27 protein-coding genes are annotated in these 22,184 nt (G+C 37.4%); 14 read left to right on the top strand and 13 right to left on the bottom strand.

Annotated features, from left to right (window positions below; all coding sequences use genetic code 11):
• Nucleotides 1-12 precede the first annotated feature (12 nt).
• The 3 genes from O4O04_RS00235 (at nucleotide 13) to O4O04_RS00225 (ending at nucleotide 1,747) form a co-directional block, all read left to right on the top strand.
• Complete coding sequence (locus O4O04_RS00235; protein WP_272531551.1) at nucleotides 13-930, top strand: diacylglycerol kinase catalytic domain-containing protein; 918 nt, start codon at nucleotides 13-15, stop codon at nucleotides 928-930.
• Entirely contained in the window at nucleotides 927-1,274 is a 348-nt protein-coding gene (locus O4O04_RS00230; protein ID WP_272531550.1) for an STAS domain-containing protein, read from the top strand. Before O4O04_RS00235 ends, O4O04_RS00230 begins: the two co-directional genes overlap by 4 nt.
• A gap of 104 nt (nucleotides 1,275-1,378) precedes the next feature.
• Nucleotides 1,379-1,747 carry a hypothetical protein gene (locus tag O4O04_RS00225; RefSeq protein WP_272531549.1) on the top strand — a complete coding sequence of 123 codons (369 nt, stop codon included), beginning with the start codon at nucleotides 1,379-1,381 and terminating at the stop codon, nucleotides 1,745-1,747.
• 17 nt (nucleotides 1,748-1,764) lie between these two features.
• Here O4O04_RS00225 and O4O04_RS00220 read toward each other — a convergent pair whose 3' ends face one another.
• Nucleotides 1,765-2,295 carry a hypothetical protein gene (locus O4O04_RS00220; RefSeq protein ID WP_272531548.1) on the bottom strand — a complete coding sequence of 177 codons (531 nt, stop codon included), beginning with the start codon at nucleotides 2,293-2,295 and terminating at the stop codon, nucleotides 1,765-1,767.
• A gap of 91 nt (nucleotides 2,296-2,386) precedes the next feature.
• On the opposite strand from O4O04_RS00220, the gene O4O04_RS00215 reads away from it, so the two are divergent.
• Nucleotides 2,387-3,877 carry an HDOD domain-containing protein gene (locus O4O04_RS00215; protein WP_272531547.1) on the top strand — a complete coding sequence of 497 codons (1,491 nt, stop codon included), beginning with the start codon at nucleotides 2,387-2,389 and terminating at the stop codon, nucleotides 3,875-3,877.
• 93 nt (nucleotides 3,878-3,970) lie between these two features.
• Here the strand turns inward: O4O04_RS00215 and O4O04_RS00210 are convergent, their stop codons facing one another.
• Nucleotides 3,971-4,372 carry a Crp/Fnr family transcriptional regulator gene (locus tag O4O04_RS00210; RefSeq protein WP_272531546.1) on the bottom strand — a complete coding sequence of 134 codons (402 nt, stop codon included), beginning with the start codon at nucleotides 4,370-4,372 and terminating at the stop codon, nucleotides 3,971-3,973.
• Nucleotides 4,373-4,462: 90 nt separating this feature from the next.
• On the opposite strand from O4O04_RS00210, the gene O4O04_RS00205 reads away from it, so the two are divergent.
• Nucleotides 4,463-5,419, top strand: a complete 957-nt coding sequence (locus O4O04_RS00205) for an acyltransferase (RefSeq protein ID WP_272531545.1) — start codon at nucleotides 4,463-4,465, stop codon at nucleotides 5,417-5,419.
• A gap of 109 nt (nucleotides 5,420-5,528) precedes the next feature.
• Here O4O04_RS00205 and O4O04_RS00200 read toward each other — a convergent pair whose 3' ends face one another.
• The 3 genes from O4O04_RS00200 to O4O04_RS00190 are packed head-to-tail and all read right to left on the bottom strand — an operon-like array spanning nucleotide 5,529 to nucleotide 7,706.
• Entirely contained in the window at nucleotides 5,529-6,074 is a 546-nt protein-coding gene (locus tag O4O04_RS00200) for a DUF1569 domain-containing protein (RefSeq protein ID WP_272531544.1), read from the bottom strand.
• Between the two features lie 17 nt (nucleotides 6,075-6,091).
• Nucleotides 6,092-6,799, bottom strand: coding sequence for a ParB/RepB/Spo0J family partition protein (locus tag O4O04_RS00195; RefSeq protein ID WP_272531542.1), 708 nt, complete (start codon nucleotides 6,797-6,799; stop codon nucleotides 6,092-6,094).
• On the bottom strand, nucleotides 6,792-7,706 hold the full coding sequence (locus tag O4O04_RS00190; RefSeq protein ID WP_272531541.1) for a ParA family protein: 915 nt from the start codon (nucleotides 7,704-7,706) through the stop codon (nucleotides 6,792-6,794). Before O4O04_RS00190 ends, O4O04_RS00195 begins: the two co-directional genes overlap by 8 nt.
• Nucleotides 7,707-7,849: 143 nt before the next feature.
• On the opposite strand from O4O04_RS00190, the gene O4O04_RS00185 reads away from it, so the two are divergent.
• The 6 genes from O4O04_RS00185 (at nucleotide 7,850) to O4O04_RS00160 (ending at nucleotide 12,463) form a co-directional block, all read left to right on the top strand.
• Nucleotides 7,850-8,980, top strand: a complete 1,131-nt coding sequence (locus tag O4O04_RS00185) for a putative porin (protein ID WP_272531540.1) — start codon at nucleotides 7,850-7,852, stop codon at nucleotides 8,978-8,980.
• Nucleotides 8,898-9,503 (top strand): M48 family metallopeptidase, encoded by a 606-nt coding sequence (locus O4O04_RS00180; RefSeq protein WP_336297478.1) that lies wholly within the window; start codon nucleotides 8,898-8,900, stop codon nucleotides 9,501-9,503. The genes O4O04_RS00185 and O4O04_RS00180 overlap by 83 nt, the downstream gene beginning before the upstream one ends.
• 22 nt (nucleotides 9,504-9,525) lie before the next feature.
• Complete coding sequence (locus tag O4O04_RS00175) at nucleotides 9,526-9,951, top strand: VOC family protein (RefSeq protein ID WP_272531538.1); 426 nt, start codon at nucleotides 9,526-9,528, stop codon at nucleotides 9,949-9,951.
• Between the two features lie 18 nt (nucleotides 9,952-9,969).
• The gene (locus O4O04_RS00170; protein WP_272531537.1) at nucleotides 9,970-10,449 is read left to right on the top strand and encodes a low molecular weight protein-tyrosine-phosphatase; all 480 of its coding nucleotides are present in this window, start codon (nucleotides 9,970-9,972) and stop codon (nucleotides 10,447-10,449) included.
• Complete coding sequence (locus O4O04_RS00165) at nucleotides 10,450-11,709, top strand: NAD(P)/FAD-dependent oxidoreductase (RefSeq protein ID WP_272531536.1); 1,260 nt, start codon at nucleotides 10,450-10,452, stop codon at nucleotides 11,707-11,709. It begins immediately after the preceding gene.
• Between the two features lie 151 nt (nucleotides 11,710-11,860).
• Nucleotides 11,861-12,463 carry a CsgG/HfaB family protein gene (locus O4O04_RS00160; RefSeq protein WP_272531535.1) on the top strand — a complete coding sequence of 201 codons (603 nt, stop codon included), beginning with the start codon at nucleotides 11,861-11,863 and terminating at the stop codon, nucleotides 12,461-12,463.
• Between the two features lie 17 nt (nucleotides 12,464-12,480).
• Here O4O04_RS00160 and O4O04_RS00155 read toward each other — a convergent pair whose 3' ends face one another.
• The 3 genes from O4O04_RS00155 to O4O04_RS00145 form a co-directional block, all read right to left on the bottom strand.
• A complete protein-coding gene (locus O4O04_RS00155; protein ID WP_272531534.1) occupies nucleotides 12,481-13,674 on the bottom strand; it encodes a trans-sulfuration enzyme family protein in 1,194 nt (397 codons plus the stop codon).
• Between the two features lie 83 nt (nucleotides 13,675-13,757).
• On the bottom strand, nucleotides 13,758-14,183 hold the full coding sequence (locus O4O04_RS00150; RefSeq protein WP_272531533.1) for an OsmC family protein: 426 nt from the start codon (nucleotides 14,181-14,183) through the stop codon (nucleotides 13,758-13,760).
• A 17-nt stretch (nucleotides 14,184-14,200) separates the two neighbouring features.
• On the bottom strand, nucleotides 14,201-15,142 hold the full coding sequence (locus O4O04_RS00145; RefSeq protein WP_272531531.1) for an esterase/lipase family protein: 942 nt from the start codon (nucleotides 15,140-15,142) through the stop codon (nucleotides 14,201-14,203).
• A gap of 32 nt (nucleotides 15,143-15,174) precedes the next feature.
• On the opposite strand from O4O04_RS00145, the gene O4O04_RS00140 reads away from it, so the two are divergent.
• The 3 genes from O4O04_RS00140 to O4O04_RS20440 all read left to right on the top strand — a co-directional run bounded on the left by O4O04_RS00140 (nucleotide 15,175) and on the right by O4O04_RS20440 (nucleotide 17,361).
• Entirely contained in the window at nucleotides 15,175-15,582 is a 408-nt protein-coding gene (locus O4O04_RS00140) for a hypothetical protein (protein ID WP_272531530.1), read from the top strand.
• 8 nt (nucleotides 15,583-15,590) lie between these two features.
• A complete protein-coding gene (locus O4O04_RS00135) occupies nucleotides 15,591-16,997 on the top strand; it encodes a UTP--glucose-1-phosphate uridylyltransferase (protein ID WP_272531529.1) in 1,407 nt (468 codons plus the stop codon).
• Nucleotides 16,998-17,112: 115 nt separating this feature from the next.
• Nucleotides 17,113-17,361 carry an LA_0364 family Cys-rich lipoprotein gene (locus O4O04_RS20440; RefSeq protein WP_442915889.1) on the top strand — a complete coding sequence of 83 codons (249 nt, stop codon included), beginning with the start codon at nucleotides 17,113-17,115 and terminating at the stop codon, nucleotides 17,359-17,361.
• 99 nt (nucleotides 17,362-17,460) lie between these two features.
• Here O4O04_RS20440 and O4O04_RS00130 read toward each other — a convergent pair whose 3' ends face one another.
• From O4O04_RS00130 to O4O04_RS00110, 5 genes are read right to left on the bottom strand one after another with little or no spacing between them, the layout of a single operon-like run.
• On the bottom strand, nucleotides 17,461-19,848 hold the full coding sequence (locus O4O04_RS00130) for a C1 family peptidase (RefSeq protein ID WP_272531528.1): 2,388 nt from the start codon (nucleotides 19,846-19,848) through the stop codon (nucleotides 17,461-17,463).
• A gap of 1 nt (nucleotide 19,849) precedes the next feature.
• Nucleotides 19,850-20,491 (bottom strand): energy transducer TonB, encoded by a 642-nt coding sequence (locus O4O04_RS00125; protein WP_272531527.1) that lies wholly within the window; start codon nucleotides 20,489-20,491, stop codon nucleotides 19,850-19,852.
• Nucleotides 20,492-20,497: 6 nt separating this feature from the next.
• Nucleotides 20,498-20,899, bottom strand: coding sequence for an ExbD/TolR family protein (locus tag O4O04_RS00120; protein WP_272531526.1), 402 nt, complete (start codon nucleotides 20,897-20,899; stop codon nucleotides 20,498-20,500).
• Nucleotides 20,900-20,914: 15 nt separating this feature from the next.
• Nucleotides 20,915-21,550 (bottom strand): MotA/TolQ/ExbB proton channel family protein, encoded by a 636-nt coding sequence (locus O4O04_RS00115; protein ID WP_272531524.1) that lies wholly within the window; start codon nucleotides 21,548-21,550, stop codon nucleotides 20,915-20,917.
• 52 nt (nucleotides 21,551-21,602) lie between these two features.
• Nucleotides 21,603-22,184: a hypothetical protein gene (locus O4O04_RS00110; RefSeq protein WP_272531523.1), complete on the bottom strand. Its 582-nt coding sequence runs from the start codon at nucleotides 22,182-22,184 to the stop codon at nucleotides 21,603-21,605.

Raw genomic sequence — 22,184 nt, 5'->3', positions numbered from 1 at the left:
TCTTCTGATTCTATGAGTAAAGCAGATTTTTTTCTATCCAAGGATTCTAAGGTTTTGGTTGTACAAAAGAAATCCAAATTCGAATTGGATTTAGAATCTTATGGTTCACTCGACGAATACAAAAGAATATGTGAGCTACAGAACAATGTATTTGAGAGAATCTATGATTCACATATACGACAAGAAGAAAGTCGAGTCTTTCTTAGAACGCAGGTTTTTCCAAACGCATTGTATATTTTCCGCGAAGAACTCAACTCATTGCGCTTAAGTGATTTTGACCTAATTGTATCACTGGGCGGAGATAACTATTTCACTTATGTCGCTCATCAATCTATCTCGACTCCCATATTGGGATGCAATAGTGATCCAGATACATCTGTTGGAGCTCTGCTCAGTTTTTCTGTGAATCAACTCAAGCAGGCAGTTCAAGAAGATTGGAAAAATGTTGTCGTTGAAGAATGGGATCTCATCTACACAACTTTACATTATCCTTCAGGAGATGTGGTCGAGACGTTTCCGACTATATCCGAGATTTCAATTCGAAACAATAGTCCTGACTTGATCAGTCGCTATATTGTTGAATTCCAAAACTACAGTGAAGAACAGAAAAGTTCAGGGCTTTTGGTCTATACAGGAGCGGGATCAACGGGTTGGATTGCATCCTGTTTTCCTCGTAAGTCGGGTCCATTTCGCAAGGACTCAGGATATTTTCAGGTTTACGCCAGAGAGCCAAGAAGAAAAGATAAGACGAGAGAGCATTTTCAGCTGATTGACTTTAGGGTTAAGGATCAATTTGAAGTTGTTTCGGAAATGAATGGCGGGATTTCCATTGACTCGCTAACAGAAAGAAATTACAATTTTCCTCCAGGTGCGAGAGCAGTTTTTCGACTTGGAGACAAAAAGCTAAAGGTTGTTGTGCAGAAAAAATGAAAGTAGATAAAAGAATTATCAAGAATATATTTATTTATGATTTCGAGGGCAGAATTGATTTCCATCCTTATGATTTGTTAGATCAGTCAGTTTTAAAAGACGCAATCCAGAACAAAGCGTCCGGTGTTCTATTGAATTTTTCCAATTTGAAATATATTTCCAGCTTAGGTATTCGTTATATTTATGATATCAAGAATGAATTATCCAAAGATGGAATTCAGTTCGCTATCATTGGGGCAAGTGAAGCCATTCGACAAGTCTTCAGACTATTAGGTCTTTATGAAACCTTTGCAATCTATGACCAAGAAGAAGAGGGATTAAAGAAATTAGGAGTGAATAACTGAAATCTAGATTTCAGAATATTGCCTTTCCTTTTTTTCTTACTTCAATTTTCGGATTATTATTATTTACTTCACTGTATTTTTGGATAGGAAGGGAAATTACTCAATTGAGATTCAATTACGAAAGTCTTGAATCTCCGCAGAATTTTAACTTCGCTGTCTTACAAGAATTCCTTCCTAAGTCCCGCAAATTTTCCTATACAGTCATTGACGAGAAAGGAAAAATTCATGAATTTACCGAATCAGTAGATGCAGCGCTCAGCCGGCGAATGAGGGTGGGAGACACAGTTCCTGTTTATCGCAAAACATTCGTTAGTTTCGGAAGAAAAGAAATCATGTCGAAGCTTAAGAATAATTCCCGACCATTCAATCCTTTAAATGCATTGTCCAATCTAGTAATGTCGGGAATTTTGTTTTCTACATTCGCTTGCTTTGTAAGTCTTTGCGGAATGCTTTTTATAAAGTCCAAAAAATAAAAAATAGTTTTCGTTAATCAATATGGAGGGATGACGATGTCATATTTCCCTGCCCCATCATATACCAACTCTCGATAGTGTGGCTCGAATAAGTAATTTTCAGGATTCACTTCAAAAGTTATAAAACAAGTATAGACACCATGTTTGACCACATACATATAGTCTTTCTCTAAGATATGAGGAAGTGCTTTCTTGATACCTCGAACCCATTTGCTATTTCTGGTCACCCGTTCATATTGTATGTTAGAAGGATTGATATTCTTGATTAGCTCCAGATTTGCTTTTGAATAATCTCGTCCAATGATTTCTCTTTTTATATTTCTGATAAGATTGTATTCTAATTTGGCTTTAGACTTCGCCATATTTTCTGGTAAATATTTATAATATTTTTCATAGTAATCTCGATCCAAACCCGCGGCTGAATCATGCTCTTCTTCATCATTTAGAATGGGCTGTCCTGCAGTAGTGTTTGTTTCATTTGGTACGTCTTGAGCGATAAAACCTGCACCAGAGAACAGAAAAAGGGCTATTAGAATAATTGATTTCATCCTATTGCAAATATCGGTTCATTCTTTTTATCAGAAAAGGAAAAAAACTCTTGTTTTTAGGATTCCTTCCATCAATTTTATAATTTCATACATGGTTCAGTTAAACTTTGGAAAGGAAAAAGAGAATTTCATAAAAGGAATTCCAGTTACAACTGAATACAGCCATTTTTCAGAGCTTGATTGCCCCCAACTTGAAGCCTATTTGGCATCCTTACTTAGATCAATTTCTCTAGAATTCCTTTTGGAAATCATTTTCACGATACTAAATGAACTTTTGGTCAACGCTTTTAAGGCCAATGCCAAGCGTGTATTCTTTGAAAACAAAGGAATTGATATCAATGACGAGAGCTCTTATGCAGATGCCCTTCGAGAATTCCGAGATGCATTTGGAGAATTTCGAGAAAGCTTAATCGACTCACTCGATAATTCGAACTATCGAATAATATTAAAAATTGCTAATGAGAAAGATAAGATTAAATTTTGGGTAACCAATAACGCTCAGATTCTCACGGAAGAAAAAAGTAGAATTGATTTTAGAATTCAATCCTCTTCAAAAGTTAAGAATCTATCAGAAGCATATCAAGAAACCTTGGACACTGAAGAAAGTTCTGGATTAGGAATCGTTCTTGTTCAATTGCTTCTTAGGAATTCCGGAATATTAGAAAATGAATTTCGAGTTGAGTCGGAAGGATTTCTAACCACAGCATATTTCGAAATACCAAAGGACATTCTACCGGCTGAGGCTAAAGAGAAAATCCGAGAAGTTCTTCGTAATGGAGTAGAAGGTCTTCCGCCCTTTCCAGATAAAGTAAACCGACTTCTAAATATCATTAAGGATTCTGCGACTACCATTCAAAAAATTTCATTAGAAATAGAAAAAGATCCAGGAATTACAGTAGAAGTTTTAAAATTAGCCAATTCACCACTCTTTCAAGGACAATCTCAAGTATCCACAGCTATTGAAGCTATAAGACGAATTGGACTAATGAATCTAGAAAAAATTCTATATATAACGGGCGCTAAACGAGTCTTCCCGATGAGCTATCAGAAAGTCAGAGATATCTGGAATCATGCTCTTCGAACAGCATTTTATAGCATAGAAATAGCCAAACTACGCCAACCTACTCAAGCCAAGAAAGATCTAGTTTCGGTATCAGGACTGTTGCATGATCTAGGAAGAATGGCGCTTGTGACTCTTGATAAACATGTGATTGATATTATTAATAAGCTAAGACGAGATCGACTGATGAATAGTTCCGAATTCGTTGAAGAGATTTCATTGGGGACAAGTCATACAGAAATCGGTCAGATCCTTGTTGAAAAATGGAATTTCCCGAAAGATCTTGCTCAAGTCATCATCTATCATCATAGACCTTGGCTCGCTGATACAAAATATATACCAGAATGTGAAGCGGTCTATGTCGCTGACTTCCTTGCAAATCTAAATCGTAAGAAAACCAATTTTGCGATTATAGATCCGGATGTTCTCAAAAAATTTGGTCTTACTGATATGGAAGAAATAATAAACTTGGAAGCAAGCCTTGACAAAAAATTTTCGGAGCTTCCCGAAGAGGAAGAATGAGAATGATTGGTCGATCCTTGCAGTCATAGCATAATTTTCATCGGAAAGAAATGTAAAAATTTGATTCCTTTCCGCTTGAATTCTGAGTGCTGCCTATCTACTTCCTTGAGCTGAATACTCCAATTCTACAGCCGATTTACCTGACATCGTTTCAGTCAGAAGGTCGTTGGTTTTTGCAAGTCTATCAGCCATAATTGAAACCATCTTTGCAGAAAATTTCGGATTTTTAAGTAGAAAATTTTGAAGTTGTTGTTTGCTCTCGATTATAGCAAGTTCAGTATCGGCAAGACATCTTGCTGAAGCACTTCTTGGTCTAGAACTAAACAAAGCCATTTCTCCGAAAAAATCTCCTTCTTCCATTATGGCTAAACGAGTGACTGATTTACCAACTGTAAGAAAGATTTCTACTTTGCCTTTTAGGATGATATACATGGCGTTATTGAGTTCGTTCTCTTTGAATATGAACTTTCCTGTTGGGAAGACTGCTTTACTCATTTGTTCTCCTATAGTTATTTTTGGCATCTTGTCTGTAAACTGTAATCTTTTTCGGTTGAAATCAGACTTGATTCAAATAAAATCTCATTAATGTCAACAACCAATCGAGACGAAAAACTGGATTTGATCAGAGGATTAGCAATGGTTGGCATTGTTCTTATCCATGTTCACTCCTATTTTTTATTTTTCCATTCAATAGAGGATATTCCGGTCATTATTACAATGATTCTAGCAAATATCAGTCGATTCTCTGTTCCTGTGTTTATACTTGCTGCCGGTTTATTTTCTAGAGATCGTACTTTTCTGAGTTATTGGCAATCTAGAATTCTACTAGTCATTATTCCCTATTGTATCGCATCCACTATAGGTTACTTCGTTAAATTCAATGACTGGGATGCTTTTGATTTCTTATATAAGTTACTTATGGGAAAAGTTTTCACACCTTATTATTTTATTCCCCTACTCTTCCAATTCTATATAATTCACTATTTTCTGCTTCGCAAAGCAAATGAGATGTCCCGACTAATCCTTCTTATAATTGCCCTGATCATAAATATTATTTCCAATGCTGGATATTTTGCCTTTATGACAAATGATTATAAACCCATTTGGATTGGAGACTTTGCATTTTTCTACTTTCTAGGATTCTATCTAAGCGAGAAAAAAGGTATCAACTTCCTATCAGATCTACCTTTTCTAAAATGGATATCCGCATTCGGATTCATCTGCCTATTAATTTATATTAGTTGGTATACTGCTGCCGATAAAATCATTCTAACCAACCATCACTTAGTCTATCCAACTCTCGCGATTATTGCGATCTATTCTTTTATTAAACTACGATTGCCTTTGTTGGAAAGTATTGGACAGAACAGTCTGGGGATTTTTCTCATTCACCCTTTCATAATTCATATGATGCATTCGATCGATCCATACTCTTTGGGAGGAGGATATATTTCCATAATTCTGACAACCATTGTCAATGTCGTAGTTCCTTGGACGATATGGCTTGGAGTCCAACGGATTATTCAATTATATTCGAAATAAATTCTCTACATCATTTCTAAATGAATTACTCAATTCTAATCGAATATTAGTTTGAATGCCTTTCAATCATTGGCATCAGATTTATTATTGGATTGAATTTCTTAAATGCCTAGTGCTTTTCACCTTTGAATTTTTTCTTCTTATGATGGAATTTTTTATTTTTGTAGTATTTTTTATTCTTAGGATTTGCTGCGCTTGGTTGTTGAAATTTCTCTCTACCCTCAATTTCGATCTGTCCTAGCAGATAATCAGCTACCTTCAAATGCACAATTTCCCAACTTGGTTTATCAAGCTGTCCGAAATCTGGATGATTTGCAAAAGGTCCTGAGTGCAATTTGAAAGCAGTAATTGATGTCTTAAGCCTGACCAAAGAATCTTTCCAATCACCTTCAGAGAATTCAGTTGGAACTCCATGGATTTTCCATTTTGGATCCCAAGACGCCTGGCTTGAGAATTTTTTGAGTTTAAAATTCTTAATAATTTTAGATATAAAGGAATCGGTTTTATCTGAGCTCCCGGTTATTGAAGATTCGATTCCTTCTGCAACCGAATTCAAAAGTTGCGATACTGATATCTTAGATTTGGTTTTGTGGTTACATTTTTCTAGCAATCCGCATTCGAATTCTAGATCATTGATGGTATTTATTTTTCTCATGATTTTCCTGTGTTACTTTAGACTTGTATACCGTATTTCTTCTTAAGAGTATTTAAATCCTTTATAAAATTCTCTCTTGTTTTCGATGGTAGGACTGATAAATCAAGTGTAACTTTTACGTTATTTGTTTTCTTCTGGGGTGAAATCGTTTCACCCCTACCCTCTTTTCTTTTTAGCACTGCTTCAAGAGACTTGACTGTCACTTGTGTTCCAGTTCTAATCATATCAAAAACTGCTTTCTGATCTAATCTAGCGATAGAGCTAAGCTGTTTTACATATCTCTCTGTGTATCCCAATAAGGCAGCAACTTCTTCTGCTGTTTTCTTCTTTTCTTTTCGTAAATAAGCAATCGAACGACCGACTTCCCAAGGGTTTAGATTCTTTCTCTTTTCGTTTTCTGCAAGTGCCATCTCGTAGCATATTTCTTCATTTGCATCAGTAACAATCGCTGGTATATCTTTCCATCCAAGTTTGCTTGCAGCTCGGAATCTTCTTTCTCCTGCGACAACGATATATTTATTCTTATCTTTTCTTAGAAGAATAGGCTCTATAAGTCCCAATCTGTCCATGGAATCAACTAAATCTTGCACCTCTTCTCGATTGAACACTCGAGGTTGATTAGGATTCACAAAAATATTAGATAAATCTATTCGAGAAGGATTCTTCTTCTTTTCTGTATAAGCAGATATAAGATCGAGTGATGAGAAATCATTTTTCTTAGACATTGATTTTTCCTTTTACCTCATCAGCTAATTCTAGAAAATAATTCATTGCTTGTGGATCATATGCAGATAGGAGACTCATCTTAGCTTGTGATTGAGGTATACTTTCTCTTCTATAAATATGCGTCTTGAAAACTGGAAAATATTTTCGTATCGAATCCGCAAGTCCAGAAAGAGCCTTCTGACCTTCGTATTGATTTAGAACTGCTCCTAGTAACTTTAGTCTTGGATTTGCTTTTTTTCGAATTTTCTCTATCGTCTCATACAAATCTTTCAGACCTTGGACACTAAATGCCCTAGTCTGAATCGGAACCAAGACATGATCAGCTGCAATAAGTGCATTCTCTAAGATAAGACCGAGCGATGGGGGACAATCGATAATAATATATTTATATGATGAGCGTATTGGCAAAATTGCTTCTTTCAGTAATTCAAAATCATCTCTCTCATACGGAGTAGTAAGATTGGCGAGATCTAAAGACGAGGGAATAAGGTCATAGTTCTTGGAAAGTGGAACAATAATTCTATCTATAGGTATTGTCTTCTTCCCTCTGTAACCAAGAACATCCATTACTGATTTATCGAGATCTTTGTGAAATAGATTGGTCGCATTGGCTTGAGGATCCCAATCTATTAGCAGAGTACGATCCGTCTGTGACAGTGCCTCTCCCAGACATATTGATAGTGTAGTCTTACCTTCTCCTCCCTTCTGATTAGATATTGCAATTATCTGTGAATCAAAAACTTCATCCGATTTTATAGTAAAATATTTCTCTAGAGTTGTTCTTTTAATTTTATTGGTTTTAAATCCTGGAAGCTTATAACTGCTTGCTTTCTTTGTAAATTCATTCAAGCTTAAGCCAACTAAATTGGCTGATTCTTCTATCGTATATTCTGACTGAGCTGCCATAGTTCTCCAATCTAAATTCAATAAAATGGCTGTCAAGGATTATGTCTCATTGGGGTGAAATCATTTCACCCCAATGAGTATCGAACCACTTGATTCAAAAAATGGACTTTACAGCATTCAAAATAGATCAAAATTAGCTGCAGATGTATCAATATTTCAATTTCTATAAACTTATTCCTCTAGTTTTATTTCTGATAACAACAAACTTATCTGCAGACTATACAATCCAAGCAATTGGCGCAAGGAATGGTGGAGAATTTAATTTCGAGACTGGCAATCGCTTTCCTAATTTATCTGGGGTTCGAGGAGGTTCTAGAATTAGCTTTGAGCGTAATTACAATTTATTCGGATTGGGTGGTCGGTATTCCAATAATCGTTTTGAAATCTACGGCAAATTCACAACAACGGGCTGGTATGTCCCAACTGGTCGAGCTCGCGATGAGGACTTCTTTCTATTCGCAACCTCTCAGGAGAAAGCTCATCATCTAATGATAAATGAGACTACTTATTATGATTCTGTAAATGTTTACTCTGGTACAAGAAATTTTGCAGATGGAATTGGTAAATCATCTATGTCTGAATACAATATTGATTTATTGGCTAGATACTATTTTGGTGATGCTCGCTCTGACCTGAATAAATCTGGCGACGGTTTCTACTTATCCGGAGGACTAAGATATACTTATAACAAATTTATTTTCTATGACGTCGTGCAATGGGTCGCGAGTAATCCAATTTTCTATGGCCCCATAGGCTACGGACTTAGCTTTACCAATTCAATTCTACAGATTCCTTTTGGTTTCGGATATCGATTAAATGGGGAGAAATTCTATTTGGATAGTACTTTTCACTTCATGATAGTCTACGATAAAACTCGCGATTTCCATGCTCAGAGAAATATAAATTTTAATTCTCTTACGGCAGGTCCAGGGATTCTTGCTCAGTTGGAATTAGGCTATAAATTCAATCCCAAAATGAGCTTCTTTACAAGAATGAATCAAATGAGATATTTTACTAAAGGAAGCTTCGAAGCTGTTGGTGGTCTTACACAAGAAGATATAGCAGCGAATTTTCTCGGAAGATACAAAGCCCATATTAATGCAAAAGAATATAGAATAGAATTTGGAGTTGACTATAGACCTGATTGGGGGAACCCTTCCTTAGAGACTCCAAAGGTTATAGAGAGACGCAATGCCGAAGAATTCAACACCAACACAGGAGAAGAAGAGCGTAACGGGGGACAAGAAGAAGATCCTAGCTTTTCGCCCAGGTGAAATCGTTCCTCTTTTCGGAATGCAAGTTCCACTGGTGGTTAATGAGAAATTAAGAAGCAGAGAAAGAGCCTTATTAACAAAAAGCTGTATACAAATTCATTTAGAGCCTTCGAAAAATGCCAACGACGCCAAAAGGAAAATTCAGAATCATACTGAAAAACTTTTAAAGAAGCTTTTGAACGAAGTTCTTCCACATCGTTTGAAAAAGTATTCCGAGATTTCTGGATTTCAATTCAAAACATATAGAATCAAAAAAATGAAATCTCGTTGGGGGAGCTGTTCTTCACTAGGTAATCTAAATTTTAATATAGGATTAGCTCTTGTTCCAATTCAAATTTTAGATTATATTGTTGTTCATGAACTCTGCCATATAAAAGAAGCAAATCATTCTTCCAGATTCTGGAAAGAAGTAGAACTTCTGATGCCGAATTATAGGCAAGCTAAGCATTGGCTAAGAGAGAATGAATTGGATATTCTCTCTTATTTTTATGGATGGCAGGGTAAAGCTCTTACAAAACTATGAGAGATTAAGGAATACGGCAATTATGAAATTTCTACATTCAATGATCAGAGTACAAAATCTAGAAAATACTTTAAGATTTTTTTGCGAATATTTGGGATTAGAGGAAGTCAGAAGAAAAGAACATGAAGCTGGACGCTTCACTCTCGTATTTTTATCGACTCGAGATCTAGAGGACTCAGCAGAAATTGAACTCACTTATAATTGGGATCAAACAAATGCATATAGTACTGGAAGAAATTTTGGTCACTTGGCATTTGAAGTTGATAATGTCTACGAATCATGCAAGAGACTTATGGACAATGGAGTTATCATCAATAGACCACCAAGAGATGGTAGAATGGCTTTTGTAAGATCCCCTGATCAGATCAGCATTGAATTATTGCAGAAGGGTGAAGCATTGGAGCCATCTGAACCTTGGCTATCTATGCCAAATACTGGTGAGTGGTAATAGGGGAGGGGGGATATATTGGTTAAGGTTTTATTCGTCTGCTTGGGCAATATTTGCCGATCTCCTGCCGCTGAAGGCGCATTTTCTAAGTTAGTTGAAGAAAAAGGATTGCAGCAGACTTTCACGATTGACTCTTGCGGAACAGCAGGTTATCATATTGGCAGTCTACCACACAAAACCACTCGAGAAGTTGCTCGCTTGAATGGAATCGAACTTACGCATAGAGCTAGGCAATTTTCGCGTGATGATTTTTCAAAATTTGATTACATACTGGCAATGGATGATTCAAACTATAAAGATATTTTGAATCTTGCAAAGTCGGATGAAGATAAAGGGAAAGTTTTTTTATTTAGAACTTTCCAAGAAAATAATGGCGGAGAAATGTCCGTTCCCGATCCATATTATGGTGGGTTAGATGGATTCAAAGCAGTACAAAAAATTGTAATTGAGTCATCAAATGGTTTTTTAGAATATTTAATCAAGAAAGGAATTTTATAAATGATCAACAAAAAGAGAGTAGTGGTAATTGGGGCAGGTTTTGCCGGATTACAAATTGTTAAGAAACTTGCAAATTATGATGAGTTGGAAGTCGTGCTAATTGATCGAACCAATCACCATCTTTTCCAACCTTTGCTTTACCAAGTAGCTTCCGCAGTTCTCAGTCCAGCAGATATCGCAATCCCATCAAGATCCCTCACAACTGACTTTAAGAACGTGAAAGTAATTATGAGTGAAGTGACCAAAGTAAATTTCAAATCGAATATTGTCCATTTTCAAGATAGAGAAATCGATTATGATTATCTAGTATTGGCAATGGGAGCAAGGACGAGTTTTTTCGGTAATGATTCTTGGGAAAAGTACACATTCGGACTTAAGAATTTAAAGGATGCACTTGCCCTTAGGCGACGGCTTTTAGTTACGTTTGAACAAGCTGAACTCGCAGGTGATGTAGTAACTGCTCGTCGGCTTCTCAATTATACTATTGTTGGTGGTGGCCCCACTGGAGTGGAAATTGCAGGCGCTATTGCTGAATTGAGTTACCAAATTCTTAGAAAGGATTTTCGTAATATCGATCCAGGTCTTGCCAAAATTACTTTGATTGAAGCAGGCCCAAGAATTCTCGGAACTTTCCATGAGTCTCTTTCTGCATTTGCACAAGCGAAACTAGAAAAAAGAGGAATCCTGGTTCTTACCAATTCACCAGTCAAGAAAATTGATGCAAAAGGTGTGCACCTCCCCAAAGGGTTGATAGAATCTAAAACTGTTATCTGGGCTGCGGGTGTTCAAGGAACTGCACTTGCGGAAAGTTTAGGATTAGGTTTAGATCGCGGGAAAAGAATTTTTGTTGATAAACAATGTAGGGCAAAAGGGAAAGAGAATGTTTTCGTTGTTGGTGATGCTGCGAATTTTTCTGAGGGACTAGAAAGACCGCTTCCTGGCGTATCACCCGTTGCAATGCAACAAGGAAGATATGTCGCTGATTGGATTCTCAATGACATCAAAGGCAAAACATCCAAAGATTTCGTATACAATGACAAGGGAAGCATGGCAACTATTGGCCGTAAAGATGCTGTTGCTGAAGTAGGCAATTGGCGAATGAAAGGATTGCTCGGCTGGTTTGCTTGGTTGTTTGTCCATCTATTCTACCAAGTAGGATTCAAGAATAAAATTTCGATTCTGATCACTTGGGTTTGGAGCTATGTATCCGTTCGCGCTGGTGCAAGATTGATTCAAGAAGAAATTCCGAAGGATAAATAAAGAACCTTTGCATTGAAATTACCAGATTGCAATTGAGTGGCTGTGAGTGTAAATTATTGAGTTTTATACTCACAGCTATATGATTGAAGGAATTCTGTTTTGCTCTATTATTTTCTTTACAATTTTTTTACCAAGTTAGAATTGATGGCAAATGAAATCTTTGAATCCATATTTGTTTATTCTCTTTCTAACCTTGTCAATTTCTTGCTCAACAATTTCTACCAGTAAGACCAAGGCTCAAGTTCCACCAGTTCGAAAAGTAGCAGTTCTCAATTTTGATATGAATAATGCAAATTGGGGAGCTGAGTTTTCTGATTCTTTTGTTCATCGCTTATTGAAGTATTCTCGTTGGGAGATTATTGAGCGTGAACAGATTTTCAAAATTCTAAATGAACAAAAACTCTCAAGATCTGGAGTCATTGACACAGAGACTTCTACAAAGATCGGAAGGATTCTTGGCGTCGATGCGATTATAGTTGGACGAGGCACCGCTCTAAATTATGTGTCGGTGGATAAACAACCGATAAACTATCTTGTAGATACTTTTTCAATGAAAGTAGTACTCGTTGAGTCAGGATCGATATTGCTTCAATCAAGAAAGAGCCCTGGTACCGATTGGACACCTTTTAGGATCGCCAAATATCTATTAGGTTTGAGTCTTATCTGGAGCAAGGAAGATATTTTTATTGAGTCATGTGCATACGACAGCGTGGCTGACCGCATGTCTCAATTGATAGCAGAGAATGTAAAGTAAACCGATTCGGATCTTTATTAAGATCGGCTTTTCACAATAGCCATATCAATCTCATTTTTAATATCGTCAATATGCTCGAGACCAACAGACACTCGAATGAGTCCGGGTTCAATTCCTACTGCAAGTCTTTCGGCTTCGCTCAGTTTGGAATGAGTTGTTGATGCTGGATGCGTAGCAATCGTTCGGGAATCACCCAAATTCGCTGAGTGTGAGAACATCTCCAAGGAATTTAAAAATTTCCTTCCACGACTGATGCCACCTTTAACTTGAAAACTTACCACTCCACCACCCAATCTCATTTGCTTCTTAGCCAATTTATATTGAGGATGCGATGGAAGAAATGGGTATTTAACAACTTCGATATCATCTAATGTTTCTAGATATTTAGCGAGTTCCAATGCATTCTGGCAATGTCTCTCCATTCTAACTGCGAGAGTTTCAAGACTTTTGGATAGAATCCATGCATTGAATGGTGACAGACTTGGTCCTGAATGTCTTGCATAGAAACGGATTTCCTTCAGTAGGTCACGCCTTCCAGCAATTAAGCCACCGATTGTGCGACCTTGGCCATCTAAGAACTTGGTTGCTGAATGTATGGATAGATCAGCACCATATTCAAGCGGTGTCTGAAGATAAGGCGTACAAAAGCAATTATCAACATTTAAGATTACGTTCTTAGATTTACACAATTTCCCTAGCCACTCAAGATCAATTAAATCCAAGGCTGGATTGGATGGAGTCTCAATAAACACCATACGAGTGTTAGGTTTGAAAAGCTTTTCCCAAGAATCAGGATTTGCAATGTCTGCATAGTCAAAGCTGATTCCGTAGCGAGGTAGAATCTGAGTAAGTATTTGATGTGTAGATCCAAAAACAGATCGAGATGCAATGACATGATCACCCTGACGGAGTAGAGCCATAAAGCTCGTGAATATTGCACTCATGCCAGAAGCCGTTGCGATCCCATCCTCAGCTTTCTCCATTTGACAAATTTTATCTACCAGTTCGTTTGTATTGGGGTTCGAGAACCTTGTATAAATATTGCCAGGTACTTCGTCTGCAAACAAGGCTCTCGCCTGTTCTGCATCATCGAAGACAAAACTAGATGTCATAAATAGTGGAGTAGAATGCTCTCTATGATGAGAACGGCTCATTTGGGTGCGAACAGCTAGTGTCTCAAATTTGGGATCTGGAGGCGTCTCAGAATTCATATTTCGATGCTCTGAGAGTAGGGTAGGGGATCAAGCTCCTTTCTTAAGCGTTGTAAGGAAAATTTGATCCTACTTAAAATAAATCAATGCTTCTCGCCATTGATTTCAAAGGTATAGCTGATCTTGGCGGTTTTCTCAAGAGTCTTAGAAACAGAACAATACTTTTCTAGAGATAAATCAATTGCTCTCTTCACTTTATCTGCTTCAAGATCACCTGTGAATTTATAATGGATAGAAATTTTCGTAAATAATTTTACAGTTCCTACCTCTTCTTTGTCACCAACCACATCCACATGGAAGCTATCTACAACAGCCTTCATCTTAGCGAGAATGGACAAAATATCGATTCCGCTACAACCAGCGACACCCATGAGCAAAAGTTCTGTTGGACGAGCTCCTTTACCTTGACCACCAATTTCTGGGCTTGCATCAATGGATACTGTATTGCCATCTGGGTTCTTTGCAACCATCGCGAAGGGGGCATTGACTAAATCTAATTCGATTTTCATAACTTAACCTTTATAATCTATTTCTTCTTTTTCTTGGCTTGCTTACTATTCTTCGAATTGGAAGACTTTTTGGAAGATAGTTTTTTACCAGAATCCTTTGAAGACTTGATCGGATTATGATTGCTCTTCGCATTTTTGGAATTTGGTTTATTGGCATTCGCTTTTGGTTTCGACTTGGAATTCGATGATGATTTAGAATCTGTAATACCAGTAGGTTTTTCAGCAGATTTGGCTGAAGCAAGTTTCACATCATTGGTAAGTATTGTAGTATCTTTTGGCATTTTTGGAATTGGTGGACGAATGGAAAATAGAAATTCCACGAGTGTTCTTAGGTTTTCCGATCGCCTAACTAGATTGTAGTTGCCTGGTATATCGAACCATTGATCTCTTCCTTGTCCATATGCTGTATCGGTTGATTTGAAAATAAATTCTTGAATAGGTGACAGAGGCTGGAATCTATTAAAAAATAAATACGCTGGATGTCTTGCAGACAACCTGCTTGATTGTGGTTCACGGCCTTGTTCTTGTAAGAAACCTAGAACTTTGTATCCGTGAAATGGTGTGCCCAATGTGATCAAAGTGTCCACATTTCTTCTTGAAGAATCGGGTAAGGCGCTCATTAGAAGTCCAGCAGTATTGTGGGCAATAACAATTGTGTATGGAGCCGAACGGTTCAAATAATTCGCAAGTATAGGTAGGATTTCTTTTTCGGATTTCCAAGCAGGCAGTGGAATTGTAATTGGTCTGTAACCTGCTTTGGAAAGATATTTCTCCAATTTAGAATAGAAACCTGACGACATTCCCATCCCTGGTAAAATCATTACGTCGCGTGAACTGAGATCACTCGGAAGGCTCTTCTTCTGATTGAATAAACCGAATAGAAGACCCGTTACAAATTCCCAAAATTCTAAGAGCATCGACATTTTGTAATCTCCAACTTGAAATGGTTTGCTTGCCAAGAGCAAGGATTCTTCTATTCTGGACGACAGACATGAATCGATTCGGATCTTCTGCTCTTGTACTTTTTATACTTTTCTTCTTAGCACTTCCTGTCTATTCAAATTATACAAGCTATGGCAAAATCGATCCTATTCTAAAAAAAACTTGGGACGAACAGATTCCGCTACCTTACGATTCGATAAAAAAGAAAAACATCAATAACAAAGGGATACTTCAATACAGATTATCAAATAAAAGAATCGTATATATTTATACTTTCCTAGTTTACATGTCCAACTACGAACCTTTAGAGAAACAAATTGTTAAAGCTAAAGGTGGACGAGAGATGCTTGTTAAATTGTATTTTGATCCACTCAATAAAGAGAAACCATATTGGATTCAATTCGGAGAGTTGGATGAAGAATTAGACCGTAATAATTTTATAAAATACGTCAATTAGGAGATACAATGGAAAGTCATGAAATAAAGATTAAGGAAAAGATGGAAGAGGCAAATCTCAGTCCTGAGTTTATTGAAGATTTTCTATCTAAAGTGAGCCAAGTAAAAAATGGTGAGACTGGAATCGCAGTTTGGAAAGAAGTTGGTGATCTAATTCCAGAAGAAGACGAAATAACTTATGAACAAATCCGTACGGACTATTCGGCATCCAAAGAAGACCTATCAAAACTTGTTATAATAAAATTGAACGGTGGTCTTGGAACTTCTATGGGTTTGTCGAAAGCGAAATCTCTGATTCCTATCAAGAATGGACTCTCCTTTCTAAAAATCATCGCAAACCAAGTTTTATATCTAAGACAAGAATACGGAGTTGAGATTCCGCTGCTATTAATGGACAGCTTTAATACACAGGCCGATTCGCAAGAAGAACTCAAGTCATCCGGAATATCTCAATCCATTCCAACTAGCTTTCTTCAACACAAAGTTCCGAGACTCTTAAAAAATGGATTAACCCCGATTAGCTGCAAAGATCCAAAAGAAGATTGGTGTCCTCCCGGACATGGTGACATCTATTTTACATTGGTGGAAACGGGAATCTTAGATGAATTGTTATCTAATGGATATGAAATTGCATTTCTTTCCAATGGAGACAACTTGGGTGCGACAGTTGATACATCTGTTGTGAATTTTATGCTTAAGAATAAATTGGATTTTGCAATGGAGATGACACCCAAGACTCTCGCAGACAAGAAGGGTGGGGCAATCTATCGTAAGATCCGCGACGGAAAATTCCTTCATTACGAATTGCTTGAGACTGCTCAAGTTCCTCCAGAATTTGAATCAGAATTCACTGGCATGGGTAAATTCCGAACCTTTTCAACCAATAATTTATGGATAAATCTTCATTCCCTCAAAGAGCGATGGAATCAAGGAAAGTTCCGTTTATCTCTAATTGTAAATCCGAAAAAAGTGGAAGCACAAGACGTAATACAAATTGAAACCGCCATGGGATCTGCTGTCGGAAGTTTTCCAAACTTTAAAGGAATTATCATACCTCGTGACCGTTTTGCGCCTGTTAAGAAAACAGAAGATTATCTAGTACGCAGATCTGATGCTTATGATTTGAACGAAGACTATTCTCTAACCATGCCCCTTGCTCGAAAGAAACTAGGACTGGGAGAGCCAATTGTTGAACTAGATGATGCCTTTTATAAAAAGATCAATGACTATGACTCGCGTTTTGTTTTTGTTCCATCATTATTTGCATGTGAATCCTTGCTAGTCAAAGGAGATTGGTTATTCGATATAGAAATTCAACTCAAAGGCAAGGTAACATTTGAGAATTCATCGAATGTTCAGATAAAAATTTCAAGCTTAGGTAAATTGAATTTTGAAAATGAAACTATTTCTAGATAATTTAGATTTCTTTTGTAATACTTTGATTCAAAAAATGAAAATAAAAATAGTAGTTCAGAATTGGTGCAACTTCCGATTCCAAATTTTTTACTCATTTAAGCAATTAGCTTTCTTAATGAGTTTTGGAATAGCGTTGGCATTGCAAATTCAATGCGGCACCCCTCTTTCATTTCGGGAGGAATGCTACGAGAGAAATAAATGTTCAGAAATTGAATCCAACTGCTATTTGCAGAATTCACTATTCTTTCGTTTCACTCAAGGAGATCGTTCCCCGGCGGGAGAAGACGTAGCAATTCTTCTAGGAACATGCGATGGTCTCGAGAAGACCTGTCGCAAAAATTGTGAGTCATCGACTATTTTTTGAATTCAGAAACCAGTTTGTGTCCGTTTGAAATAAAATCAAACGGACTGTAGCATTTGTACTGAGGAAGAATTTAACATTCAGTGAATGTTAGATTAGATATTATTCTCGCAAGAATGAGAGAACAGTCTTTTCTTTGAAGACTTTTTTGTCTTTAATCTCCATCATTAAAGCTTCCCCTGAATTAGAAATTTCTATTTGGAAGCTACCATTCGGATCTACGATTTTGGCTTCCTGGATATAGTCACCCTCGTAAATAACTTTTTGATTGAATTGGATCTCACAAGTCTCATTCGTTTCGTCTTTGGAATCTATCTTCAGCGTAACATTGATTACATTTGCTTTTCCATCCCAATACAAAGATGTCCAAGGTCCTTTGAATTTCTCCAGATTGGATTCTGCACCGAATGCTCTTGTTGTTACTTCATCAACGATCGGTTCCATTTTTGCAAAAGTTATTCTCTTGGATTTTCTTCCTTCAATACCATATTCATTTACAGAGCTTACTGCATATTGTGTGAATTTGTCGTTTAGTTTTAGAGGGAATTGATAGTAGCTAGATTTCGATTCGCCCAATTTGACCCATGAAGTTGCAACACTACGCTTGTAGATATAGTAAGATTTCGCATCCTTTATCACCTTCCAACTGAGTCGCAATAATAGTTCATTAGAATTTAGAGTTTTTAATTCCCGAATTTCTACTGCGCTAGGAGGTTTTAGTCCGGTATTTCTCTCCGTTGATTGTGCAAGTGTTCCTAGAACTGGGGTAGAGCCTCGATTCCAAGTTCCTAATTTATTTTGAGAGGCTACCGAGTAATAATTGCTAGGCGAAGAAGGGGAGATATCATCGTAGATATTATTCACAGTGCTTGCAATTTCTTCCCAAGTTTTACCCGATTTGCTACTCATTCGGAACACCTTGTACTCTGCTGCACCGTTTACAGGCGCCCAATTCACCGTAATACGATCGATATGATCACCCTTACTTGCCTCAACTTCGTGCGGTGGAGGAAGAGACATGCTACGAGATGAAGTATAGCCGAATTTAGCTGGGCTCAATTGAGATTTAGCATAAGGCCCTTCAACGGACACACGATAGAATTCTAAATTTCCATTTCGTTCTGCGCGTCGGTCAATATGTTCTGGCTTATTGGTTTTGGATAGAAGCCTAAATTCTTGTGAATATCGATTGAATTTATAGAGATGGTAGCTTTTGACTCCCGGGATTGGATCCCATTGAATTAGAATTCTATCATTGAAATTCCCATGAGTTGCTGTAAGTCCTGTAATTTCTTGGGTATGACTCGGAAGAATTTTCTCCGATGCATATCCCTCAACCCATTCTTGAGATAAAGCAGAAGATTCATCTGCAAATACAGAGGACACAGAATAGTTATAGGCAAGATTTTTCTGAACACCAAAGTCCTCAAAATTCTGATTCACGGATAACCCAACTAATTGAAATTTAGATTCCGATGTTCGCTTACGGTAGATCTCATAACCAATTGCATTATTTACTGAAGTCCAAGAAATTCGAACTCTATCTTTGTAATTGCCTCTTGTTGCAACTATCTCCATTGGATAGGATTTCGCAATTTCTATCGGTGAACGAAGATTAGGGGAGTCATCTACCCAGAAAACTGCTTTAGCCGTTTTCTGGAAATGAGAGTAGCTAATCCAACCATATCCATCATCTCCCCAATCTGGCCCCCAAGAATTCCAAAATTTAAATGCTTTTTTAGAATCATCGTATCCACAAATCAGAACAACCTGTCCGCCAATGAATTTGCCATCCAACTTATTTAATATATCGCGATCTCGTGCTTTGGTATAGCCTTCATAAAATAGCAAAGACGCTGGCAGTGGATGACCATTGTTTATATATGCTTTCATCATAGCCAAGTCTGAGACTTGGAATCTTCGAAAATCATGAATCTTGTATTGTAGGTTGGTAGTCAGTGATGGATTCGGTTGACTTCGATAATCATTCAACTTATAAGGCATCTCCGACCAAGTAGCGATTCCTTTTGTTGCAAGAAGAATAAGACCGTCAAGGAGAGATCCACCAAGATCCTTGCCTTGATTGGTCGAGTTGTATATAAACGAAGGAGAAAAGAAAATATTTTGATTATCTGGATTCGAAACTGATAGCTTGGAAAGATTTTTCGGTTTTGGAAGTTTACGATTTTCTGTGTAAGATTTGAGAGCATAGCCTAACGCAAAACCAACGGAACTAGCTTGATTGCCTTGAGGGTAGGGAAGGGGTAGCTGAGAAGACAGATCAGATTTACTTGGTAAATTATTTATTTCTAAAGCAGGGGCTGTAGGAATCGAAATTTCTAGCTCACCTGAATCTGAAATAATTCCTGCTCTGTAACCTTCAAATTCAGGATCTTCAGAACCAACCAAGGATGAGTGGTGACGCAACGAGGAGACAAAAATCAGGAGCACTCCGAACAGAGTGAACCTCCGAAGACTGGGTATTCCCATATTAATCCTCCAGAGTGAAATTTATAGGCAATCTATGAGCCATGCGAGTTGGTTTGCCATCCAGATATCCTGGAGCAAATCTGGCACGTCTCACGATTTTAATGGCGGCTTCGTCAAATCCGTAACCTGCCTTACCAGATACAACTTTTGTACCTAGCAATTGTCCACGTTCATCGATCTGAACCATTACGACAATTGTTTTGTTGGTAATGCTTGCGGCTTTTGCCTGATCAGGAAAATAATCTCGCAGATCAAAATCAATGATTGGAGTAGGTGGTCTGTCACCATTATAGGAATACAAGAACCCGTCTTTATCGGTTCCATCTCCGGACAAAGCGTTCGGATTGATGTCCGAATCATCAGGCGCTTCTTTGTCTTGATCCTTACTAGAACCTTCAACCCATTCTTGTTTTTCTACTGGTGCTGGACTAGAAGTTCCTCCCAATAATTCAGGTGGAATCTCTTCGAAATCCACTTCCATATCAGAGGTGTCAACTTCTTCCGATTCTTGTGTAGAAACGTAGGTTGCAATGTAATAAGTCCCGTAAGTTCCTACATGCAAAAATATAGATGCCAATAGACAGAATCGAAAAACTCCGAAAATTTTGATTTCTTTCTTGATTTTCAACCAATCTATATTCATAAAAATTTATTTTTTTACCGAGAGTGCAATCCGTGTCACACCAGCTTTTCGAATCAATCCCATAACTTCTGTTATCTTACCATAAGGGAGTTTCTCATCTGCAGAAAGTGTTAGACGCATATTTGGTTGTAGCTTTGCGTCTCTCTCTAAGTTTCGTATCATCAGTTCCAAACTGCTTTCTTTACCTTCGAACAGAATCTTGCCATCCCTAGTGAGTGCTACTTGTTTGGACTCAGCTATGTTGGGATCAGCTGCTGCAACTTTTGGTAAATTTATATTGATAGATTCTTTCTTAAGGAAATTGGCTGTTACCATAAAAATCACAAGTAGAACCAAAATCACATCCACCATCGGTGTGATATTTATATTCCCTATTTCTTCTTCATCGCCACCTGACGTTGCACCCATAACTTCCTCCTTATCTTAGTGAGAAGATTTGCCCGAGCGTCCGCCCGGAAGAAAATTACCTACGAATTCTCTAGATAAAATTTCTAAATTGGCAAGAATCACTTTCATCTTTCTTGAAAAAAAGTTATTCGCCATTACAACTGGAATTGCGATTGCAAGTCCTGCAGCAGTCGCGAGAAGAGCCGTGGAAATAGATCTCATCACAACTTCTGAACCAGTATTGCCAAGAGTTCCCAAGCTATAAAAAGCTTTGATCACACCTAACACCGTTCCGAGCAATCCAATAAAGGGAGCATTATTGCCTAAAGTATTGAGAATGGGAAGACGTTCTTCAAGATCAATTTTCTCTTTTAAGATTTTGCCTTCCATAAGAACTGGAATGCCTTCAGGATTTTCTTCTAGTCTTTCTAAAGTGAAATCCGTGAATCGATTGTAGACGGAATCAGGAGATGATGTAACAAGTTCTTTTGCCGATTTGATATCTTTTTTTCTAAGAAATCCTACTAGATCAGTAAGATAGGCTTCGGTTTCTTTCGAAATGCTTTTTCTATAGACAATCAATCTTTCTACAAACACAGCAACAGCAAGGACGCTTGCTAAACCCATGATAACAAAAATCAGTGTCTCACCTAAATCAACGTAAGTTTGCATAGGTACCCCTTTTTGACCATGATTCTCAATATTATTAAGTCTTCCAACCTTTTTAAAGAGATGGAGTGTTGGTTATCGCCTGACAGGATTGAATGCAGTCAAGGTTTCGATTGTTTTCTAATTCGAGATTATAGAGTGATGTAAATGGAACAGAACATCTGCTATTGGTGTTCAAATTTGCCCAAATATTTTGCTTACAAGAAAAAAAACAGTCAGCGGCAGCCGGAGTGAATCTTGAAAAAAATCTGCCCGAAAGAAGGCTGGAACAAGTTGAGCTAAGCTCTGTTGTGTTAGGACTGACCTGGTTGAATAGGACATAATAAACGGTTGCTAACGATAATGAATCAGTGGGTGCAGTTTGACTGCTAGTCTGACTCAAGCAAGCTGATTTCGCAACAAAGGAATTCTCGCATTGGGATTGAGGATTAGGAGTCGGCTGCAGAAACAATTGAAGAAGAATTCTCTCATTATATTCTTCTTGGTAGTCTCTCTTTTCTGCACAATTCAAAAAGAATGATAGAATCCCGATGGAAATAATTAATTGAAAAGTTTGAATGAACTTCTTTGAATGCAGTAAACTCAGAACAAATTTGCTGAAACGTTTTTCTTGGAATCGAATATTGAATACATTCAT

Source organism: Leptospira sp. GIMC2001, from assembly GCF_028462125.1.
In the GTDB taxonomy this organism is placed as follows: domain Bacteria; phylum Spirochaetota; class Leptospiria; order Leptospirales; family Leptospiraceae.
Note: the sequence above shows the minus strand (reverse complement) of the source record. Positions and strands in the feature narration are given on the sequence as shown.

Bases quoted from the DNA above. Each gene is read 5' to 3' on its own strand.
- O4O04_RS00235 (WP_272531551.1), top strand. From the start codon at position 13: ATGAGTAAAGCAGATTTTTTTCTATCCAAGGATTCTAAGGTTTTGGTT.
- O4O04_RS00230 (WP_272531550.1), top strand. From the start codon at position 927: ATGAAAGTAGATAAAAGAATTATCAAGAATATATTTATTTATGATTTC.
- O4O04_RS00165 (WP_272531536.1), top strand. From the start codon at position 10,450: ATGATCAACAAAAAGAGAGTAGTGGTAATTGGGGCAGGTTTTGCCGGA.
- O4O04_RS00190 (WP_272531541.1), bottom strand. From the start codon at position 7,706: ATGGCAGCTCAGTCAGAATATACGATAGAAGAATCAGCCAATTTAGTT.
- O4O04_RS00180 (WP_336297478.1), top strand. From the start codon at position 8,898: ATGCCGAAGAATTCAACACCAACACAGGAGAAGAAGAGCGTAACGGGG.
- O4O04_RS00150 (WP_272531533.1), bottom strand. From the start codon at position 14,183: ATGAAAATCGAATTAGATTTAGTCAATGCCCCCTTCGCGATGGTTGCA.
- O4O04_RS00210 (WP_272531546.1), bottom strand. From the start codon at position 4,372: ATGAGTAAAGCAGTCTTCCCAACAGGAAAGTTCATATTCAAAGAGAAC.
- O4O04_RS00115 (WP_272531524.1), bottom strand. From the start codon at position 21,550: ATGCAAACTTACGTTGATTTAGGTGAGACACTGATTTTTGTTATCATG.
- O4O04_RS00215 (WP_272531547.1), top strand. From the start codon at position 2,387: ATGGTTCAGTTAAACTTTGGAAAGGAAAAAGAGAATTTCATAAAAGGA.
- O4O04_RS00185 (WP_272531540.1), top strand. From the start codon at position 7,850: ATGTATCAATATTTCAATTTCTATAAACTTATTCCTCTAGTTTTATTT.
- O4O04_RS00125 (WP_272531527.1), bottom strand. From the start codon at position 20,491: ATGAATATAGATTGGTTGAAAATCAAGAAAGAAATCAAAATTTTCGGA.
- O4O04_RS00110 (WP_272531523.1), bottom strand. From the start codon at position 22,184: ATGAATGTATTCAATATTCGATTCCAAGAAAAACGTTTCAGCAAATTT.
- O4O04_RS00155 (WP_272531534.1), bottom strand. From the start codon at position 13,674: ATGAATTCTGAGACGCCTCCAGATCCCAAATTTGAGACACTAGCTGTT.
- O4O04_RS00120 (WP_272531526.1), bottom strand. From the start codon at position 20,899: ATGGGTGCAACGTCAGGTGGCGATGAAGAAGAAATAGGGAATATAAAT.
- O4O04_RS00220 (WP_272531548.1), bottom strand. From the start codon at position 2,295: ATGAAATCAATTATTCTAATAGCCCTTTTTCTGTTCTCTGGTGCAGGT.
- O4O04_RS00140 (WP_272531530.1), top strand. From the start codon at position 15,175: ATGAATCGATTCGGATCTTCTGCTCTTGTACTTTTTATACTTTTCTTC.
- O4O04_RS00195 (WP_272531542.1), bottom strand. From the start codon at position 6,799: ATGTCTAAGAAAAATGATTTCTCATCACTCGATCTTATATCTGCTTAT.
- O4O04_RS00160 (WP_272531535.1), top strand. From the start codon at position 11,861: ATGAAATCTTTGAATCCATATTTGTTTATTCTCTTTCTAACCTTGTCA.
- O4O04_RS00200 (WP_272531544.1), bottom strand. From the start codon at position 6,074: ATGAGAAAAATAAATACCATCAATGATCTAGAATTCGAATGCGGATTG.
- O4O04_RS00135 (WP_272531529.1), top strand. From the start codon at position 15,591: ATGGAAAGTCATGAAATAAAGATTAAGGAAAAGATGGAAGAGGCAAAT.
- O4O04_RS20440 (WP_442915889.1), top strand. From the start codon at position 17,113: ATGAGTTTTGGAATAGCGTTGGCATTGCAAATTCAATGCGGCACCCCT.
- O4O04_RS00205 (WP_272531545.1), top strand. From the start codon at position 4,463: ATGTCAACAACCAATCGAGACGAAAAACTGGATTTGATCAGAGGATTA.
- O4O04_RS00175 (WP_272531538.1), top strand. From the start codon at position 9,526: ATGAAATTTCTACATTCAATGATCAGAGTACAAAATCTAGAAAATACT.
- O4O04_RS00130 (WP_272531528.1), bottom strand. From the start codon at position 19,848: ATGGGAATACCCAGTCTTCGGAGGTTCACTCTGTTCGGAGTGCTCCTG.